The organism is Psychroflexus longus, from assembly GCF_020164595.1.
GTDB lineage: Bacteria > Bacteroidota > Bacteroidia > Flavobacteriales > Flavobacteriaceae > Psychroflexus > Psychroflexus longus.
Genome location: NZ_JAIQZE010000012.1, coordinates 57,792 through 77,722, shown reverse-complemented (window position 1 = coordinate 77,722; position 19,931 = coordinate 57,792). Strand labels below are relative to the sequence as shown.

At 34.2% G+C, this 19,931-nt stretch carries 20 protein-coding genes; 15 read left to right on the top strand and 5 right to left on the bottom strand.

Annotation, left to right across the window (positions count from 1 at the left end; all coding sequences use genetic code 11):
• Nucleotides 1-116 precede the first annotated feature (116 nt).
• Complete coding sequence (locus LB452_RS11040; protein WP_224461793.1) at nt 117-359, top strand: hypothetical protein; 243 nt, start codon at nt 117-119, stop codon at nt 357-359.
• A 938-nt stretch (nt 360-1,297) separates the two neighbouring features.
• Here LB452_RS11040 and LB452_RS11035 read toward each other — a convergent pair.
• From LB452_RS11035 to LB452_RS11020, 4 genes are all read right to left on the bottom strand, one after another.
• A complete protein-coding gene (locus LB452_RS11035; protein ID WP_224461792.1) occupies nt 1,298-1,699 on the bottom strand; it encodes a type II toxin-antitoxin system VapC family toxin in 402 nt (133 codons plus the stop codon).
• Nucleotides 1,696-1,941: a hypothetical protein gene (locus LB452_RS11030; protein ID WP_224461791.1), complete on the bottom strand. Its 246-nt coding sequence runs from the start codon at nt 1,939-1,941 to the stop codon at nt 1,696-1,698. Before LB452_RS11030 ends, LB452_RS11035 begins: the two co-directional genes overlap by 4 nt.
• Nucleotides 1,942-2,424: 483 nt before the next feature.
• Nucleotides 2,425-2,730, bottom strand: coding sequence for a type II toxin-antitoxin system RelE/ParE family toxin (locus LB452_RS13645; protein ID WP_224461790.1), 306 nt, complete (start codon nt 2,728-2,730; stop codon nt 2,425-2,427).
• A complete protein-coding gene (locus tag LB452_RS11020; protein ID WP_322966348.1) occupies nt 2,731-2,970 on the bottom strand; it encodes a hypothetical protein in 240 nt (79 codons plus the stop codon).
• 999 nt (nt 2,971-3,969) lie between these two features.
• Between LB452_RS11020 and LB452_RS11015 the strand changes: the two genes are divergently transcribed.
• The 9 genes from LB452_RS11015 (at nt 3,970) to LB452_RS10975 (ending at nt 12,435) form a co-directional block, all read left to right on the top strand.
• A complete protein-coding gene (locus tag LB452_RS11015) occupies nt 3,970-4,845 on the top strand; it encodes an ABC transporter permease (RefSeq protein ID WP_224461789.1) in 876 nt (291 codons plus the stop codon).
• A gap of 116 nt (nt 4,846-4,961) precedes the next feature.
• On the top strand, nt 4,962-5,315 hold the full coding sequence (locus LB452_RS11010; RefSeq protein WP_224461788.1) for a four helix bundle protein: 354 nt from the start codon (nt 4,962-4,964) through the stop codon (nt 5,313-5,315).
• 247 nt (nt 5,316-5,562) lie between these two features.
• A complete protein-coding gene (locus LB452_RS11005) occupies nt 5,563-6,834 on the top strand; it encodes an ABC transporter ATP-binding protein (protein ID WP_224461787.1) in 1,272 nt (423 codons plus the stop codon).
• Nucleotides 6,824-7,639, top strand: coding sequence for a sulfotransferase family protein (locus tag LB452_RS11000; protein WP_224461786.1), 816 nt, complete (start codon nt 6,824-6,826; stop codon nt 7,637-7,639). The genes LB452_RS11005 and LB452_RS11000 overlap by 11 nt, the downstream gene beginning before the upstream one ends.
• Nucleotides 7,636-8,703: a DegT/DnrJ/EryC1/StrS family aminotransferase gene (locus tag LB452_RS10995; RefSeq protein WP_224461785.1), complete on the top strand. Its 1,068-nt coding sequence runs from the start codon at nt 7,636-7,638 to the stop codon at nt 8,701-8,703. The genes LB452_RS11000 and LB452_RS10995 overlap by 4 nt, the downstream gene beginning before the upstream one ends.
• The gene (locus LB452_RS10990; protein ID WP_224461784.1) at nt 8,696-9,571 is read left to right on the top strand and encodes a sulfotransferase family protein; all 876 of its coding nucleotides are present in this window, start codon (nt 8,696-8,698) and stop codon (nt 9,569-9,571) included. Before LB452_RS10995 ends, LB452_RS10990 begins: the two co-directional genes overlap by 8 nt.
• Nucleotides 9,564-10,565 (top strand): glycosyltransferase, encoded by a 1,002-nt coding sequence (locus LB452_RS10985; protein WP_224461783.1) that lies wholly within the window; start codon nt 9,564-9,566, stop codon nt 10,563-10,565. The genes LB452_RS10990 and LB452_RS10985 overlap by 8 nt, the downstream gene beginning before the upstream one ends.
• Nucleotides 10,556-11,437 (top strand): glycosyltransferase family 2 protein, encoded by an 882-nt coding sequence (locus LB452_RS10980; protein WP_224461782.1) that lies wholly within the window; start codon nt 10,556-10,558, stop codon nt 11,435-11,437. The genes LB452_RS10985 and LB452_RS10980 overlap by 10 nt, the downstream gene beginning before the upstream one ends.
• Nucleotides 11,434-12,435, top strand: a complete 1,002-nt coding sequence (locus tag LB452_RS10975; protein ID WP_224461781.1) for a glycosyltransferase — start codon at nt 11,434-11,436, stop codon at nt 12,433-12,435. Before LB452_RS10980 ends, LB452_RS10975 begins: the two co-directional genes overlap by 4 nt.
• Before the next feature lie 446 nt (nt 12,436-12,881).
• Here the strand turns inward: LB452_RS10975 and LB452_RS10970 are convergent, their stop codons facing one another.
• Nucleotides 12,882-13,262, bottom strand: a complete 381-nt coding sequence (locus LB452_RS10970; RefSeq protein ID WP_224461780.1) for an HU family DNA-binding protein — start codon at nt 13,260-13,262, stop codon at nt 12,882-12,884.
• Between the two features lie 1,462 nt (nt 13,263-14,724).
• Between LB452_RS10970 and LB452_RS10965 the strand changes: the two genes are divergently transcribed.
• The 5 genes from LB452_RS10965 to LB452_RS10945 are packed head-to-tail and all read left to right on the top strand — an operon-like array spanning nt 14,725 to nt 19,918.
• Nucleotides 14,725-15,687, top strand: coding sequence for a glycosyltransferase family 2 protein (locus LB452_RS10965; RefSeq protein ID WP_224461779.1), 963 nt, complete (start codon nt 14,725-14,727; stop codon nt 15,685-15,687).
• Between the two features lie 9 nt (nt 15,688-15,696).
• Nucleotides 15,697-16,632 carry a DUF6625 family protein gene (locus LB452_RS10960; RefSeq protein WP_224461778.1) on the top strand — a complete coding sequence of 312 codons (936 nt, stop codon included), beginning with the start codon at nt 15,697-15,699 and terminating at the stop codon, nt 16,630-16,632.
• An 8-nt stretch (nt 16,633-16,640) separates the two neighbouring features.
• Nucleotides 16,641-17,786, top strand: coding sequence for a glycosyltransferase family 4 protein (locus LB452_RS10955; RefSeq protein WP_224461777.1), 1,146 nt, complete (start codon nt 16,641-16,643; stop codon nt 17,784-17,786).
• Nucleotides 17,779-18,903: a glycosyltransferase gene (locus LB452_RS10950; RefSeq protein ID WP_224461776.1), complete on the top strand. Its 1,125-nt coding sequence runs from the start codon at nt 17,779-17,781 to the stop codon at nt 18,901-18,903. The genes LB452_RS10955 and LB452_RS10950 overlap by 8 nt, the downstream gene beginning before the upstream one ends.
• Nucleotides 18,896-19,918, top strand: a complete 1,023-nt coding sequence (locus LB452_RS10945) for a glycosyltransferase family 4 protein (protein ID WP_224461775.1) — start codon at nt 18,896-18,898, stop codon at nt 19,916-19,918. The genes LB452_RS10950 and LB452_RS10945 overlap by 8 nt, the downstream gene beginning before the upstream one ends.
• Nucleotides 19,919-19,931 lie beyond the last annotated feature (13 nt).

The window sequence follows — 19,931 nt, the reverse complement described above, 5'->3', positions numbered from 1 at the left end:
AAAAAACGAACCACTAAACGAACAATCACTCACTAAAGGTGATGACATTACTAATATTTTACCAATTAGGAGATTACAACAAAATTCACGATATTTATTTAATAAATAATATGCAAATGACATCTGTAGATAATTTAAGAAACGGTTTGATCGATAAAATTCTTTCAATAAAGAATGTAGCGTTTTTAGAAGCTTTAGATCAGCTTATCTCCTCAACAGATCCTGAATCAGATACGGTGGTGTTGACAACTGAGCAAAAAGCAATGTTAGAGCTGAGTGAAAAAGATATTAGAGATGGGAGGCTCATCTCTCAAGAAGCGATGGAGAAAAGAAATCTTGAATGGTTGGACGCAATGTAATCTGGACTAGAACAGCCGACATTCAATTTGTCGGGATTTTAGAATATTGGGCTACTAGGAATAAATCAAATACCTATTCAAAAAAACTCCTAAAGCTAGTAGGAGACATGACCAGTCAAATTGCGAAAACTCCTTTTATTTATAAGTCAACAGATTTTTAAGATACACATGTTGCAACATTAGGTCATTATAGCATCTATTACCATGTGAATGATAAATTCATCACTGTCACTGCATTTTGGGATAATAGACAAGATTTGGGAAAGCTTTTAAAAGTATTGCAAAGTCAAAAGTAAGTGTGTTTTTACTCCTATAAATCTATAACTGTATTCAAAACTTTTAATTTTACTAAATGTCACTTCTAGTTTTTTGTTGACTGCGAAGGAAAGAAATTGCACTACGATTTCTTTCAGCAAAGCTATCGAGAAGTAGTTTTATGCTGAAACCTTGAATGAGCTCTCGATACATCCGCCTTAGGCGGACACTCGACCTGACAGTAACCAACTTCCGTCTCAAAATTTATTTCAAATTTCAAATTCTTTATTTCAAATTTCCTTAAATCTTTTACCTTGTTCCACCAATACCAGTCACTCCTCATTGATCACTGACAACAGACAACAGACTCTCGACTCCCGACGACCGAAAACTGACAACAGACAATCGATGGTAGCTTTGATACATCCGACTCAGGCGGACACTCAGCCACCAAATTAATTATCTTAGAAATTTTTGTTTTAGTAAGGTTAAGTTCTCGATACACTGATTTTAGTCTATCGACTTAAAATCAGCACTCGAACTGACAGTGGCTTCGATACACCTCGATGAAAAATCGAGTCACTCAGCCACCAGCTCACGATTAATTTCAAATTTGCTATTTCCTAATACCTACAACCTAACACCTAATTCCCGCCCTGCCTTCCAAGAAACGCCGTCAGCTTTTATTTTAGTTGGGTCCAGTTTTCAATATGAATATCAGTTATTCGATTGAATTCTTTTATGTTTTCAGTAACCATAATTAAATCATTTGAAATGGCTGTGGATCCAATAAGTAAATCAAAATCGCTTATCATTTTACCTTCCTTTCTCAACCTTACTTTTTCTTTTGCATAAATAGTTAAGGCATTATAAATAGGTAAAATTTTAATTTGCTCAGTGAATTGGTCTATGAGTTTATAATTTTTCTTTGGGTTTGAACTGTTTTCTGCACCGAAAATCAATTCAGCGAGTGTGATTTCAGAAATAGCGCAATTTTCTAGTTTTATGGTTTCAAACTTGTCAAGTAAGTTGAATTTGCCTCGAAAAAAGTGAATGCAAATATTAGTATCAATTAAATAGTTCATTCGAAAGACACCGTATTAGTTTTAGCAACTCTTGAGTTTTTGATGTCTGAAATGATTTCATCAGCGTCTCTGTTATCCTCCCAGGCACCAAACAGTGATTTCAAATCTGTTTCTTTTTTAGGTTTGAGTTCTAGAGATTTTGTCAACTTGATAATTAAATTCTTTTTAGTTGCATTATCAAGGTTTTTTAGATAGCCAAAATACCGATTCAGTGTTTTATTTGAAATAGTTAAGCTGCCCATTTTTCTGAATTTATTGCAATTTACAAATTAATATTATAGTTCTCACCAATAGACCTCTAGCTCCATTTTTAGATTTTAGCTTTTAAGTTAATAGTTGATAATAGTACTTTTTTGTTCATCCCTTTTGTTATGGATTAAGTGTTTATGAATCTCGTTCTTCAGTTTTTTACATCCATAAAAAGTAGGCCGTTTTTTATGATTGCGATTATTTTCAAGCCACTAGTTTACATTCACAAATTACTTCAAATTTCAAATTTTTTATTTCCTAATCCCTCCAGTACACCACCTCACGATTCACTAATCACTAATCACTAATCACCGAAAAACCGACAACGATAACTGATGGTAGCTTCGATACGTCCGCCAGGGGCTGACACTCAGCCACCAACTCAAATTCTTTATTTGTCATTTCCTACCGCCTAAATCCTAAAACCTATCACCTTGTTCCACCAATAGACCAGTCACAATTCACAGGAATTACGATCACAGAATATCAGATTTCAATCTACCGGGATCTTGCCTTGTATCGAATAGTGTAACTATATAAATATGCTTGGAGTTAAATCGATAATATAGAGTAGTTTGTTTTGTTATAGTACAGCGCCTTAAGTTTTTTCCTTTTTTGGACTCGGGGAAAATCACTGGTTGAGTTCGGATGATTTCAATGGAATTGTTAAGCTTTTCGATAAATTCATTCTTTACTTTTTTAGACCACTCATTTAAAAGATAGTCAAAAAGTTTGTCTAATTTCTTTTCAGCAGTCTTAGGGATTAGAACTTTTCTTTTCAATTATCTGTGCTTTTGCATAAAAGAATCATAATCTGTGAGTTCTCCATTTTCGATTTCTGTAGAAGCTCTTTCAATCTCGTTCTTTTGTTCTGGAGAAAGCTCGTCCCAAAAATCCACAGTCTTATTTTTCTTGAAAATCCTTTTAATAGATTCAATTATATTTGGATTTTCTGTTTCCAAAAGCATTTTGGCAAGTTGTATTTTTTCTGACTGCATATCCATGGTTCCACTTTTATCCATCAAAAGTAATAATTTTAAATCAGATTCTTATCTTTTTAAAATGAAGTCGAAACAGATCCCTTTGCCAAGAATCGCATGCAGATGCGAACATAAGACAGCATCGTCACCCTGACTTATTTCAAATTTCAAATTTTCTATTTGCTACCTTCTAAAACGTAATCCCTACCACCTAATTTTTTAAATTCTTATTTGAATATTACGACAAAAGAGATTCCTCCCTTCGTCGGAATGACACATGTATCCGTCTAAGGTGAACAGCTGAATGCCTCAGGCGGGAAACGCAGGCAATCCTATAATAAAGGACGGACTTAGTAACAATGACTTTTCTCTTTTCATTTTTTCCATTGATGAAAAAACGAAACAATAACCCCGATAGCTATCGGGGAGGCTAATTTAAAGAAATTTTTGCTCCGCTGCTCTTCGCAAAACCACTGCTGGCTTGCTAGCTCACCCCCGTTTTTATTGTCTAAGTGTTTACCGATAAGCATCGGCACAGGCTATGAACCTCCTTCCTCGGTTTCGCTTCATGCTAATTACTTCGTAATGCACTTCCGCGAAAGCCACAGTTATTTCTGGAAATTAGTCGGTTTCCCTTAACTTGATGCCCGGTAGATATATTTTGTGGTTGCTGCTTTAGTTTTTTGCCATCATGTTTTTGTTTCATTTCTCCAGCTAATGAACCGTTTAGCATTTAAGAGCATTCAAAATTTTTAATTTTACTCACCAACTCACCAACTCACCAACTCACCAACTTACTGACTACTGATCTTCCCTAAAACCTAATTTCTAAACCCTAGCCCCACCACCTCATCACTCCAGTCCACCAGTTGACAGGTTCACCGGTTCACCGCCAAAAAACGAACAACGAACCAACCCATATCCAACAAAAAATGTAAATTTGGCACAGAATTAAGAATTTAAAACCGATCTCAACTCAGCAAGCTTCGTATATAATTTTAAAGGCTTTAAGACGTAGAACTATAGTTAACTTCAACTTTTATGGATAAGACTGATACTTCCTCTCAAGACTCCGATTGGTTATACGAGATTAAAGCTGAAAAGCCACTGTTTGACTTCAATTTTAAGGAGATTTGGAGGTACCGCGATCTTTTGATTTTGTTTGTGAAACGCGATATTGTCACCGTCTATAAGCAAACGGTGTTGGGCCCACTCTGGTTTTTGATTCAGCCGCTGTTTACCTCGGTGATTTTTACGCTGGTCTTTAATAACGTAGCCAATATTCAGACGGGGACTGTGCCCAGCTTTTTGTTTAACCTAGCCGGTATTACCGCCTGGACTTATTTTAAAGAATGCCTCACAGGAACCTCGGGCACGTTTACCAAAAACGCGGGGATTTTTGGTAAGGTGTACTTTCCCAGGGTCATCATGCCCATGTCAGTCACGATTTCTAACCTCTTAAAACTGGCGATACAACTAAGTATATTTACCGGCTTTTATATCTATTTTGTGGCCTCAGGGAAACCCATTAGTCCCAATACCAATTTGTTTCTATTCCCAGTTTACGTGTTTATCATGGGAGCTACAGGTTTAGGCTTAGGTATGATTTTATCGGCCATGACTACCAAGTATAGAGACTTTACCGTCCTTATTGGATTTGGCGTACAATTGCTGATGTACATCTCAGCGGTGCCTTTTCCGATGACAGAGATCCTGGAAAAAAAGCCAGAATACTTTTGGGTGTTTAAGTACAATCCCTTGGCTCAGATCATAGAAGGCTTCCGCTACATGACCCTCGATACAGGTCTATTTACCTGGTGGGGTTTCTTTTATGCCTTAGGCTTTTCGATAGTTGTCTTTTTTGTGGGTCTGGCGATTTTTAATCGGACTGAGAAGAGTTTTATTGACACTGTTTAGTGTAATGGAAGAATGGGATAGTTGTGTAGTGGAGTAGTGGTGAAATAGAAGAATGGAATAATTGTATAATTGAGGAGTGGTTAAATTGTAAAAATAGTTATAAATGAATAGTTGCTATGGGGCATAAAGATATGGATGTATGGAAGGAGTCCATGGTTTTGGTCAAGATGATTTACAAAATGACTTCTCAATTTCCAAAATCTGAAGCATATGGCTTAACTTCACAGTTAAGAAGAGCTGCCGTTTCGATACCTACTAATATTGCTGAAGGAAGTGCCAGAAATGGGTTAAAAGAACTTCATCAATTTATCGGGATTGCAATGGGATCAGCAAGTGAAGTGGATACTCTTATTATCATTGCTAAAGATTTAGATTATACTGCAAATGATATTGAGCCTATCGAAAAACAATTAAATTTGGTAAGAAAATTATTAGTGGGTTATAAAAGGTATATCAAAACGAAGATTTAAAGGATAGTGTAATAGAAGAGTTGTATGATAGAGGAATAGAGGAATGGTAGAATGGAGTAATAGTGTAATGGAAGAATTTCTTAATAGAGGAATAGTTTGATAGTGTAATGGGAAAATGCAGAAATTGTAGAGAAAAAAATAGTAATTGATTGATCATGGAGAAAGATAATTTATCTTACCACTATACCACTATACCACTATAACACTATACCACTATACCACTTCACAACGATACTAAAGCAAATTGATGAAAGATAATATTATTCTAACCGCCCAAAACATCTCTAAACAATACCGCCTCGGGGTGGTAGGAACGGGGACCTTGAGTCATGACCTGAACCGCTGGTGGGCGAGTGTGCGCGGCAAGGACGACCCGTATTTGAAGGTAGGGGCGGAGAACGACCGAAGTAAGAAAGCGGAAACCGATTACGTCTGGGCCTTGCGGGACATTAACTTTGACGTTCACGATGGGGATGTGCTGGGGATTATTGGGAAGAACGGAGCGGGTAAATCCACTTTGCTGAAGATCTTATCGCGAGTGACGTCTCCCACCACGGGGAGCATCAAGACTAAAGGACGTATTGCCTCTTTACTGGAGGTGGGGACGGGCTTTCACCCGGAACTGACAGGGCGTGAAAACATTTATCTCAATGGGGCGATTTTAGGGATGACCAAAGCTGAGATTAAAGTGAAAGAAGAAGAAATCATCGACTTTTCCGGCTGTGCCATGTACATTGATACGCCGGTGAAGCGTTATTCCTCAGGGATGCGAGTACGTCTGGCCTTTGCGGTAGCCGCGCACTTAGAACCCGATATTCTAGTCGTAGATGAGGTGCTGGCCGTGGGCGATGCCGAATTCCAGAAGAAAGCCATTGGTAAGATGAAGGACATCTCGGGCAATGATGGTAGGACCGTGCTCTTTGTCAGTCATAATATGGCAGCGGTAAAAAGTTTATGTACGCGTGGGATTGTGTTGGAGAATGGTAAAATAGCTTTTGAAGGAGGGACGGATGAGTGTGTAGATTATTATTTAAAAATGGGAAATGAAAAAGGCGCTGAATACCAGCGTTTTTTTAAGGAAAGTGAATTTGAAGGTAAAGATTTTAGAATTTATTCCATAGGTGTTAAAGCAAAGGGGAAAAAGTTTGGAGATCCTATACTTAGGGATGATCATTTAGAAATTATGGTCAATTATTATAAATCTAATAACTACGATTTTAATATTTCACTTAGATTTAAAGATGAGCAAGGTAATTTTTTATTCGTAGTAAGTCCAGATTTTATAATTACCGATACTGATATTAAAAATATCATAGTTTTAAATGTTCCTAATTATTTTTTTAATCAGGGAAGTTTTTTTGTCGATTTGCAAATTACAAGCAAGAAAAAATTAATCAATAGATTTGAAGATATAATAAATTTTACAGTGATACAGGAGCATGTCAAGCTTGGCGGATGGATGGGTAAAACGGTAGGTCCATTAAAACCAAGGTTTAGTTGGGAGCAATATGAAAGTTGATATTTTTATTGTTGGTGGTCAAAAATGTGGTACCACTGCTTTACACAGTTTTTTATCAGAACACCATCAAATTAAAGCAGGGAAACAAAAAGAAATTGACTTTTTTAGTTATGATGCACAGTATAAAAAGGGGTTTGATTATTATCACTCCTTTTTCAAATTGAATCTTTATGAAAAATACATTGAGAAAATTAAATTAGTTGATGCTTCACCATCATACCTTGCAGATAATAAAACACATACTACTGCTGATCGGATCGTAAAATATAATAGAAATGCTAATATTATCATTTTAGTTAGAAATCCTATTAAAAGAGCTTTTAGTGCATATATGATGTATAAAAATAGATATTATGGTGGCCGAGAAGGGTGGTGGTTTGATTGGATAAAAAAGAGAGGCGGCAATCCTGAGGATGTAGTCAAAAGAAATATTGAAGATTATAGGTCTTTCGATGTTTTTATAGAGAATGAACTTAAGGCTATTGAACAAAATAAGAGTATTGAATGTTCGGTTTTAAAACAGGGTTTGTATTCCAACTATATTGAAGTATATAAACAATACTTTAAAAAAGTACTAGTGATAAGCAATGAGTCGCTAAATAAAGAAACGGACAATACACTAAAAAAATTGATGAAAGAACTTTCTCTTAAACCATTTAAAAAAGAATTTGAAAACCATAAAGTTTTTAAGGGTAAATATGATGAAGAAATTAGCGAGCAAACCTTTAGTATTTTAAACAAGTTTTACTTTTCTAGCAATAAAGATTTGAATAATAAGTTTGGAATAAATTATACTAATACATGATCAATGTCACCAAAACCTTTTTTCCACCGATTGAAGATTATCAAAAGCAGTTAGAACGCGTTTGGGAGAATGAGTGGCTGACTAATAATGGGGAGTTGTACAAAGAGCTGTCCCAAAAGCTGCAAGACTATTTAGGCGTGAATCAGATCATACCGATGACGAACGGGACGTTGCCGATTCAAATCGCCTTAAATGCTTTTGCCAAAGAAGGTGAGGTGATTACCACGCCCTTTTCTTATGTGGCGACAACAGCAACTATTGTTTGGGAAAAATGTACACCTGTATTTGTGGATATTCATCCCGAATATTTGACCATCGATGAAACCAAAATTGAAGCCGCCATAACCGATAAAACAACTGCTATTCTAGCCACCCACGTTTATGGCAATCCTTGTGCTGTGGAAGAAATTGAAGCCATTGCTAAAAAACACCATTTGAAAGTCATTTATGATGCCGCGCATTGCTTTGGCGTCAACTACAAAAGCCAATCTATTTTTAACTATGGGGATGTGAGCACCTGTAGCTTTCATGCCACTAAGTTATTTCATACGGGTGAAGGAGGTGCCTTATTTTGCCAGGATGAAGCAACACGACAAGAAATGTGGTACCGACATAATTTTGGGCACGATGGTCCGGAAAAATATCATGGCTTAGGTCTTAATGCTAAAATGAGCGAACTCCAGGCGGCGATGGGTTTAAGTGTGTTGCCGTATATAAAACACATCATTGCTGAACGTAAACGTGTCTGTGAGTATTATGATACACACCTTGATTTTAGCCAATTGAATAATCTTAAACTTAGAGAAGGCACTGACTGGAATTATAGCTATTATCCTGTGATTTTTAAAACAGAATCAGATCTTTTAAAGGCAAAAGACAAATTAAAAGTAGAAAACATCAACCCAAGGCGGTATTTTTATCCGAGTTTAGAAGAGCTGCCTTATATCCAATCCTCAACTTGTCCAATCGCAAGAGACATGGCGCAACGGGTGTTGTGTTTGCCGCTTTATGATAGTTTAAGTATTGAAGACTTAAGTAAAATTGTAAGTACAATTAATGAATAATTCAAAAAAGCACCTCTTTGTTATTGGTAATCCTAGATCGGGAACTACCCTTTTTAGGATAATGCTTAACAGTCATAGCAAAATGACCATACCGCCTGAGTGTGGTTTTATACACTGGTGGTATGAAAAATACAAATCCTGGGATAAAAAGTCTAGTATCAGTGAATTCGTAACTGATTTGAAATCATCAAAAAAAATAGAGACCTGGGGTTTAGATTTTTCTGATTTAGAAAGATTTTTAGAAGATGAAGTTCCTCAGGATTACGAAGAATTAGTTTTTAGAGTCATAGAATTTTATGGGCAATCAAAATTGAATAAAGCTGATCAACATATATTAGGGGATAAAAACAACTACTATATAAAACATCTCAAAGAGATCAAAGAAATCAGTCCAGAAGCATTCTTCATATTTTTAATTAGAGACCCTAAAGCTGTATTTTCGTCCTATAAAGGAATTCAAAAACTAAAAACAGTTTCAAATTATAAACCAGAGCTTTCTCTAGATGTAGTTGATTTCATTGATGAGTGGCTTAAAAACCATAAGAATATATTAAATTTTATTAATGGCTTGAAAAAGGATAAGTTTCTTATTGTCAATTACGAACAACTAGTAGTTAACACTGAAGATGACTTGAAGAGAACATCTAAATTTTTAGACTTAAACTTTGAACCTGGAATGTTAACTTATTACAAGACAAACGATGAACCTAATGGTCTTTTGGATTGGAAACAAAAAACACTTCGACCTCCTGATCCTTCTAGTATAATTTTATACAAAGAAACTTTGACACAAGATGAAATATTTAAGATAGAAGTTCAGACAAAGTCATTATTTAATCGCTTTTTAAATCAACAGCATTTTGAATAAAAAAGATATAAACTACACTGTTAGTGTAAGGTTGATGACTTACATGCATGCGCCATTTATTAAAGAGGCAATGGAAGGGATCATGATGCAAGAAACCGATTTTAAAGTTGAGATTGTTATAGGTGATGATTTTTCGACGGATGGAACCTTAGATATCATAAGAACGTATTCAGACACAGATAATATTCATATAAAAATCCTTAAAAGAGAGAAAGGGGATGCGTACTGGCAGAAGAGGCAAGAACTTGGCAGACTGTATAATTTTATAAATATCCTTGAAAATTGTTCAGGTAAATATGTAGCATTATTAGATGGCGACGACTACTGGACCGATCCTTTAAAGTTGCAAAAGCAGGTGGAGTTTTTGGAGGCGAATAAGGAGTATAGTATGTGTTTTCATAAAGTAGATTTAATACACCCAGATTTATCCATTAGTGAAGATAACATAACTAATGTGCCCGTAAGACACGAGACAATTGAGAACTTAGCAAGCAGGGGAAATTATATTCATACCCCTTCAGTACTATTTAGAAATGACAATTTAGAGTGGCCTGATGGATTCAAGCTAGTACCAATAGGTGACTTTTTTTTGTATATGTTATTAGCCAGTAATGGGAAGATTGGTTACATCCAAGAAAAAATGGCGGTTTACAGGGTAGGTTCGGGTATATGGAGTGGTAAGTCAGCTTATGAGAGAAACTTAAAAACAGCTTATACATTTGCATTATTGATAAAAACCGATCTTTTCAGCGATAAAGTCAATCATATTTTAATTGAAAGAATTCAATCATTTTTAAAACGTTTTCAGCAAAACATAGACTTAGAGTCTCTGGTGATGTTGTCAATTACACCTTCTATAGAAAGAGCTATTTATCAATGTTTTATAGATTCTAACAGAAAAGAAAATCCTGGCGTGAGTGATGATTTAACTTTCAAACAGCTTATTTCGCGCCTAAAAAGAAAACTCATCAATAAAACAAGGATATGGAAGTAAGTCCTTCTATCTCCATATGCATCCCAACCTACAACGGGGCAGAATATCTTCAGGAGGCCTTGGAGTCAATACAGACTCAAACCTTTAAAGATTTTGAAGTGTTAGTAAGTGATGATGATTCTAAAGATGATACGCTAAAGGTTGTAGAAAAGTTTAAGCAAGAATCTAATTTTCCAGTACGCGTTTTTCATCATAAGCCAGATGGAATAGGCGCCAACTGGAATCATGCAATGCGTCAGGCGAGGGGGAAGTATATTAAATTTTTATTTCAGGACGATATCTTACTGCCCACTTGTCTGGAGGAGATGTATACAGTCTTAGAAAATAATCCTAAGGTAGGTCTTGTGGCTTCCAAAAGAGAATTTATAATCAGTAAGCATAACGATGATAAAACTAAGCAGTGGTTAGCCACCTATGGAGATTTACAGAAGCATATTTCAGATGCACCTGGTGACCTAATTTTGACTAAAAAACTTTTTAAAAGAAAGGATTTTTTTAAAAAACCTAAGAATAAAATTGGAGAACCCAGTGTTATGATGTTTAGAAAATCGGTACTCAATAAGACTGGTTACTATGATGAGAGATTAAAGCAAATTCTCGACTTTGAATTTTGCTGCCGCATACTTAAAAACTATTGCATACATATTATAGCTGAACCTCTTGTAAAATTTAGATTACATGACAACCAGGCTACAGTCAAAAATTTAAAGTCAAAAATTGATGATCATCAAATTTATCCTAAACTATTATATAAAGATTACTTTTGGCTACTGAATTATAAATATCAAAAAGAGTTTTTTTTAAGATATGATCCTTTGGGAGTTTTCTTAAAAAAAGTGAGTAGAAAACTCAGGAAAATTTTTAACCAATGACCCTTCCCAAAGTTTCCATCATCATCCCTAATTATAACCATGCTCATTTTTTGGATGAAAGAATAAATAGTGTTTTAAATCAAACCTTTCAAGATTTTGAAGTGATTCTTTTAGATGATTGTTCAACAGACGATTCTTTGAAAATTTTAGATAAATATAAAAGTCATCCAAAAGTTTCTCATTATAAAGTCAATAAACACAATTCGGGCTCAGTCTTTAGACAATGGGTAAAAGGCATTAAACTATCTAAAGGAGAATATATCTGGATTGCTGAAAGTGATGATGTGGCTCATCCTGAATTTCTTGAAGAGACTTTAAATTTTATATTAGATAAAAAAGATTTTGGTTTAGTGTTTACAAAATCAACTATTATTGATGAGAAAGGCAATGAAACAGGAGGTGAGTTTAAACCTCATAATAAGGATTCAGAATTTAAAATTAGTGGACCTGATTTAGTTTCAGAATACTTGGTTAAGAGCATGGTGATAGCTAATGCAAGCAGTGTTTTGTTCAAGGCTGAGTCGTTTAAGTTTATTGATTTTAATAAACTTATAGGCTTTAAAAATACCGGTGATCGGTATTCTTATATTCAAATAGGACTGAACAGTACCATTTACTTCTTAGATAGATCTCTTAATTATTATAGAAGCCATAATTCTAATACTACTAAGAAAAATATTCTAAATAAATCTATTTATAAAGATAGACTTAGAATTGTAGATGACCTCATTAAACATTTTAGTAAAAATGCTTCAGCATCATTAAATCTAAAAGAATTCTATGTAAAGCACTTATTTATTTTTTACAAAGTGAATAGCTTAGTTGTTAATCAAAAAGTACTGGGTAAGCTTTTAAAATATTCTTATTTAAATTTTAGTATTTATTTGAAATTTAGTTTTTTAAATATTTTGTCATCAGTTTTTAAAAGACATTTACCTCATAGAATTCGTAAATACTACAAGGAAATGATTAAAAGAGAATTTGAAATAAAAATTTAATTAAACTTTTATTTAATTTATTCTATAACTCACTCAATTTAAAACACCTGCCAAAATTTTAACGCGGTTTATATATAAATATAAGTATATAGTATATATATTTGGAGCGTAATCGGTAAGTAGAAGATATGGGTTACACTTTTATACAACTCAAAAGCAAGCGCTGCCTATCATTAGCTCATTGGTTTTGAGTTTTTTTTTGCTTTAGATTTCCAAATTTGTCTTCAATTACTTTTAAAATAGTAGATTTTGAAAATCCATCAAGTGTATTTTTAAATTCAACTTGAGGGTAATAATAATTTGACTTCTCGGTTTTTGCAGTTCATAAAGTCAAAAAATAAATTCGTCAAGTCTAAATCTAACATTCGGACATAAAAAACCCCCAACAGTAGAAGGTGTTGGGGGTTACACTTTTGTCAACTAGACAAAAGTAAGGCTGCCTATCACTAGCTCACCTTTTTGTAATCTACCGTTTGCAGTAAGTCCCTAAGGGCTTTTGCAGGTCTAAAGGAAATTCTGGCTTTCCTGACTAGACCAGAGGTCACTTCCTCTTCGGTCTCTACCGCATCGGAGCTCACGCCAATCTGGAAATTACCAATGTTGCCGAGTTCGATAATTCTACCTTCTCTCAACTCATCCATCATGTTGTGGAGCAAAGCTTCAAGCACTGCATAGCAGTCGGCTTTACGCACGGTGGACTGGTTGGAGATGAGATAGGCCAAACGGTCTAAATCGGTTTTTCCTGCGCTCACTGCTTGAACGTAGAACTTCTTTGGAGCTTCCACATCCCGTGGATTTACTCGCTGCAAGCTTTTAACTTGTATCATAATGATAAGATTTACATCAGAGCTTCATTACCCTGATTTTCAGTGGTAAAGATAAAACCGAATTTGAATATGTTGAGTAAAAAGTGGCGGAAAGTTATCCACAAAGTTTTCCACAATTGCTCCAAGCGCCTACCATTCATAGGGGCTTGAGTTTACTAAAATTTCAATTTTATGTTTCGTTTAACGTTTATTAAGCATGTTAGCGTATTTTTATTTTGCAAAATTCAGAAATGTTGCTCCTCTAGTGTCTGTAAAGGCATGCAAGTAGTTAGATTTTATGAAGTGAAACGTAATAAATAGCTCCTTTACTTTGCTCATCAGAGCTATCGAGAAGAATGTCATTCAGACAGAGAAGCTTTTTTGCTTCGACGATGAATCTTTAAAGCCTTATAGTTTGATTGTTTTTCTGTACAACTGCATTCAAATTTATATTTGATTCAATATCAGTTTGAGTTTTTTTCTTGATTGCGAAGGAAAGAAATTGCACTTCGATTTCGCTCAGCAGAGCTATCGAGAAGTAGTTTAATGCTGAAACCTCGAATGAGGTCTCGATACATCCCGATAAATCTTGCCAGGACACTCGACCTGACAGCGTTGTTACCCTGAACTTGTTTCAGGGTCTAAAAATAGGCTAATGAAGATGCTGAAATAAATTCAGCATGACATTAGTTAATGTCTTCTTGAGGATTCTAACACTTTTCATTGCCTGTATCGAGAGAAATGTTACTTAGAGTAATTTAATGAAGTTAAACGAAATAAAATTGCACTTCGACTTCGCTCAGCAGAGCTATCGAGAAGTGGTTTAATGCTACATGTTCTATTTTTGTTTTGAATTTAACTCATGCTTCATTACTTTTTACCATTGCCGTAAAAAGTAACCAAAAAGGTCTAGGCTTATTTTTATGTCTTTAAAAACTACAAAAGCGGCTCCTCCACGCAAAGCAAACCGTTTCACTAGTGCTTTGCTCCTTAGTCCTATCCTCACCGCTTTCTGGTTTTTATGATTCCATAAAAAGTAGGCCGTTTTTTATGATTACGATGATTTTCAAGCCACTAATTTACATTTACAAATTATTTCAAAAATTCCTAATCCCTATTATCTAATCCCAAACACCTAAAACCTAACTTTTGGCTACTGACTCCTCAACTCACTGATTCACTGACTCAAGACTTATTTCAAATTTCAAATTTTATATTTTTCATTTCCTAATTCCTAACGCCTAATCACTAACACCTAAAACCTAATTCCCGACTACCGACTCACTATTCACTAATCACCGAAGAGCAGACAACGGACAACAGATAACAGAAAGCTGATAACCGAAAATTATTACACCACTCTACTATGCAAAAAATTAATAACTTTGAATCAAATAAACAACTCTAAAAAGGTCAACTCTATTTAGGACTCTACAAACCGACAACAGAAAACTGTCAACCGTCAACTGAAAATTTCGTAAACTTGCAATACCAATCGAATGCCATGAACACCCAGCCTTTAGTCTCTGTGATTATCCCGACTTACAATCGCGCGCACCTCATTGGCGAGACGCTTAACTCTGTATTGGCACAGACCTACCAAAATTGGGAATGTATTATTGTGGATGACGGCTCAAGCGATAACACCGATGAGGTCGTAGGGGCTTATGTTGAAAAAGACTCGCGTTTTAAATACTTTCATAGACCAGACGAACATTTACCAGGAGGAAATGGAGCGCGGAATTATGGCTTTAAGATGAGTAGTGGAGATTATATCCAGTGGTTAGATAGTGATGATTTTATATCTCCAATAAATCTAAAATTGAAAGTTGAACTAGCTGTAATTGAAAAATCGGATATAGTAATTTCTAAAAACACGAAGTTGCTTACAGATTTTAAAGATCATTTTGTTATACAAAAAACTTTGAGGCCATCAAATAGCATTACAAACAAATTTTATAAAGAATTTATTCAATCAAGAAACCAAATTTTGATTGGTGATCCATTGATTAAAAGCGAAGTGACAAAACAATTAAGATTTAGAGAAAAATTAATTCGTGGTCAAGATCATGATTATTTGATTAGACTTTTTCATCAACCATTAAAAATTTCTAAGATTGATAATCAACTTTATTTTTACAGGCAAACCGATAACTCAATTACCAGAAAAGCAAGTAGTTTAAGTTTTAGATTCGCAAATGCTCAATTAAAATTAAATATCGAAATACAATCTAAATTCTGTGATGATAAGGATATAGTGTTTGAATATGATAGAAAAAACAAAAAACTTTATAAAACTTATATATTAGCAAATAGGCCAGAATTCATTTTTTTACATTTTAATATTTTTCGTAAAACATTTAAGTTGTCATACTTCGAATTTCTATATTTTTTGGCCTTAAACATTATAACCAAAAAGGGATTTGACAGAATGAAAATTGTATAATATAATTTAATGAAATCCATCCTTCTTATCATTCCTTACTTTGGACAATGGCCACTTTGGTTCGAGGCGTATCTAGTGTCTATTAAAGCTAATCCAACCGTTAATTGGTTATGCCCAACCGATTGTGAATTACCAGAAGACTACCCTGAAAACCTAAAATTTTTAAAGACTACTTTACCAGAACTCAATCAACAGGTCAACCAAGTCGTGAAAGCTAATGTTCCATTAACTCCAAGAAAATTCTGCGATTTAAAGCCAGCGTATGGTGAGATATTTCAGGAGGAGATCAAAAATTATAACTTTTGGGGCTTTTGTGATATGGATATCATTTGGGGAGATATCAGGAAATTTATGACTCCTGAAATTATAGACAAGTACGACATTATCTCCAGCCGAAAGGAAAATATTTCAGGTCATTTTAACCTTTTTAAAAACACAGCTGAACTCAAGCAACTCTATAAGCAAATTCCTAACTATCAAAGTTTGTTTGAAAAAGAACGATTTATGTGGTTTGATGAGCATATACTATCAAATTACTTGAAGACCACACAACACGATTTTACTATCAAATGGAACGAGATTTTGTGTAATCAAGAGAAAGGCGGAGATTCGCATCAGGAATATGAGCTAAACCGCTGGTTCTGGAATAAAGGCAAGCTAATCAACACAAAAACCAATGAAGAGGTCATGTACTTACACTTTATCAATTGGAAAAGAACAATGAAGTTTAGTGAAGTTAACTACACTGATAAACTAAAATCTTTTTATGTGTCTTATTCTGGAATGCATTACAAGCCATTTTCTAAGCTCAGACTAAAGCTTAATGCATTTAAGAATGTGTTTTTTGGATATTGGCAAAAAGAAAAAGGAAGAATTTTAAGTTTAAGACTTAAAAGTTATAAAAAGCGAATAAAAATGAAGCTCAGAAGTTTAAAACAATCTTAATTTAACCAATGAAATTCATCTCCCTACTTCATCCGTTTACAGCACAGGCCATTGGTCTGGAAGAGAAAGATTTGTACCATTCCCATAGCAAGTCTCAGGAACTGGCCTTACAACACATTCAAAGTAAGAACCAAAACATTAATATTTCAATAGATTACTTTACTGGTAAGGTACTGCCTTATCAAAAATTAATTCACAACCTTACCAAAAAATTCTGGCCTGTTACACGTCCGTTGTTTAATAAACGACATCAATGGCGACAACAAGAATCGGTTTGGCATTATAAGCACCAACAAAAACATCCTGCTGAGTTGACCATTATCAATATGTCAGCCTATGCTTCAGAATATGTTTTCAAACTAGCAAGGCTTATAAATAAACAAAAAATGAAGTATATACCTATGCTAGGTGGCATACACTTTAAAGTTTCGGAAGATTTAATCAACTATTATCAAAATGCGCACCATATAATAGTTCATACGCAAGTTCAAAAGAAGAATTTACTTCTCAAAGATCAATTTAAAAATCTAGATATAAGGGTTTTACCATTAGGTGTAGACATCAGCCTGTTTAAACCAGCAAAAAGTGCAACTCATAGTTCAGCTTATTTTTCTCTTATACAAGTCGGAAGAATTTCTAAAGTAAAAAATATTGAATGTTCCATTAATCTAATTGCTTTTTTGAAGAAAAGTGGATTAAATGTAAAGCTAAAACTTATTGGAGCTATAAGTGATCAATCTTATTACAAAAAATTGTCCTTTCTTATAAAAACATTACAACTGGAAGACAATATTAGTTTTATTGATGCGGTAGAGCAGGAAAAGCTGGTTGAGTTTTATCAAGTTTCAGATTTACTATTAATGCCTAGTCATCATGAATCCTTTGGCATGGTAATGATAGAAGCGATGGCTTGCGGTTGTCCTGTTGTCGGTTTTAAAGGATCTGGAGGTACTGATGAAATTATTGTGAATGGAAAAAACGGACTATTGCTAGAAAAAGATGAATTTGAAGACACTATTTTGAAATTATTGAAGGATAAAGAATATTTACAATCTTTAAAGCAGAATGCTTTGGAATCTGTAAAACAAAACTGGAGTATTGAAGTAACAACATCTATTTTATCTAAAAGTATAGAAGATGGACTCGATGGCTAATCAAATTGAATCATTGCAACTTCAACTAGGTTTTGATATTGCACATGTTAGTTATTTGATAACTTCAGTTCAAGAGTTTTGTTTAAAACATAATGTAAAATTAAATTATGTAAAAGAAGCAAATGACAATAGAGGGTGTGTGAAATTGAAGGATAATCGTTTATACGAGACTTTACAAATTCCAAAAAAAATAGCTTTTATTAATTTAAAATTAAAAAGTGGTAAATCTATTTGCCTAGTTTTTGACTTTGATGATTCTTACAGTTTTTTTTCATTAAAAGGTTTGTATAAATCAGATTACTATTTTAAGAGGACTTATGTTCAAAACAACATTAATTTAATACAAATAGAGTTCAATACCAAAATATGTCCTTTAGGAATTTCATTTATGGTAAAGCCGGACAGTATTAAATATTATAGAAAATTGAAATCTTGTTTTTACTGGAATCGATTAAGAAGTGCACTCAAATTGGATAGAAATCTTTTTGGAAGATTCCAAATTGGAATAGAAAATGCAAAAGAAGATTGGAATTCTTTTATTTCTACTCGTACGTTATCAGATTTTGAAAATTTTGAAACACCTAAACACTTCAAAAGTGTTTTTTATCAAAAGCGGTTTTTTCCAAATGAAAAAACTATAGAAACCAGAACTGTTCATAGTCAGAGAGCCGAACTTGTGCGACTACTTAAAAAGGAGTTTCCAAATCAATTTAAAGGAGGTATTAAAGATGATGAAAATTTACCTTTAAAATATAAAGATTGTGCTTCTAGTATAAAAGGGTCTCAAAAAGAATTTTTAGAGATTACAAAAGAAAGTGGTATTTGTATTTATACCAGAGGTCTTTCCAATTCTGTAGGTTGGACCTTATCAGAATTTTTGTCTCAGGGTAAAGCTATTATTGCAGAAAGACAAGATGTGGTATTTCCTAAAGCATTAAAACATAATGTACATTTGTTGTATTTTGATAGTACTGAAGAGCTGAAAAGTCAAGTCCAATATTTGATAGATAATCCTTCTGAGGTAAAGCGTCTATCTAAAAATGCAAGACAATATTATGAGGAAAATATCTCGCCAAAAATTTATTTTGAGACCTTACTAAAACAAATTCATGTATAAACTATTTGTACACCATAGATCACCACATCATTCGGTTTATTCTGGCTATGCTAAGCTTTTAGATTATGTGGATGCAAAAGTGATAGATGGTATGGGTACCTCTATGCCCTATTCTATTTCAAAGTTTATTTCAAAAAAAACCTCAAAATCAGGTGGCACTTACAATAGTCAAAGCATAAAAAAAGAAGTAGAATTGTATAAAGTCCTCCAGAAAAGAAAAAAAGAGGAGTGTTTAGTGCATTATCTCAACGCGGAACGGGACATTCGTTATAATTTGAAGTTTAAAAGAAAATATCCCAACACTAGGTTTATAGCTACTTTTCATAAACCGCCAGCTATTTTAAAAGAGCAAATCACTGAAACCAAGTATTTGAAAAAATTAGATGGGGCAATTTGTGTGGGTGAAAATCAGGTGAACTTTATTAAAGACTGGTTGGACATAGACCGGGTGGCTTATATACCTCATGGAGTGGATACAGAGTTTTTCAAACCAGACCCAGATGTAGAAAAAGAACACTGTATTTTATTTGTCGGTCAGCACCTCAGGGATTTTGAGATGTTGAATGCAATTGTATCTAGGTTATACAATTATGATAAGAGTTTGAAAATAAAAGTTGTGGGGATACCCTTTGCTTTAAAAAAAGTAAAAGAAGCTGAGAATGTAATAAAACTTTCAGGGGTAGGAGATGAAGACCTAAAGCATTTGTACCAAACCTCCAAGCTTTTGTTTTTGCCTTTACAAGATGCAACGGCCTGTAATTCTATTTTGGAAGCCATGGCTTGTGGCCTGCCTATCGTAACCAATAGAGTTGGTGGAAATGAAGCTTACTTAGAAGGAACACAGTCTTGTTTTAAAAATAGTGCTGAGTTTTTGTTTCAGGAAGTGATTAACTTGCTGGAAAATAAAAAACAGAGAGAGAAAAGGTCAATTGTACTAAGACAAAGAGCTTTAGATTTAGACTGGAAAGTAGTGACTAAACAAATTGAAGAGTTTCATAAATCTGTTCACAGTTGACAGTTTGCTGTTT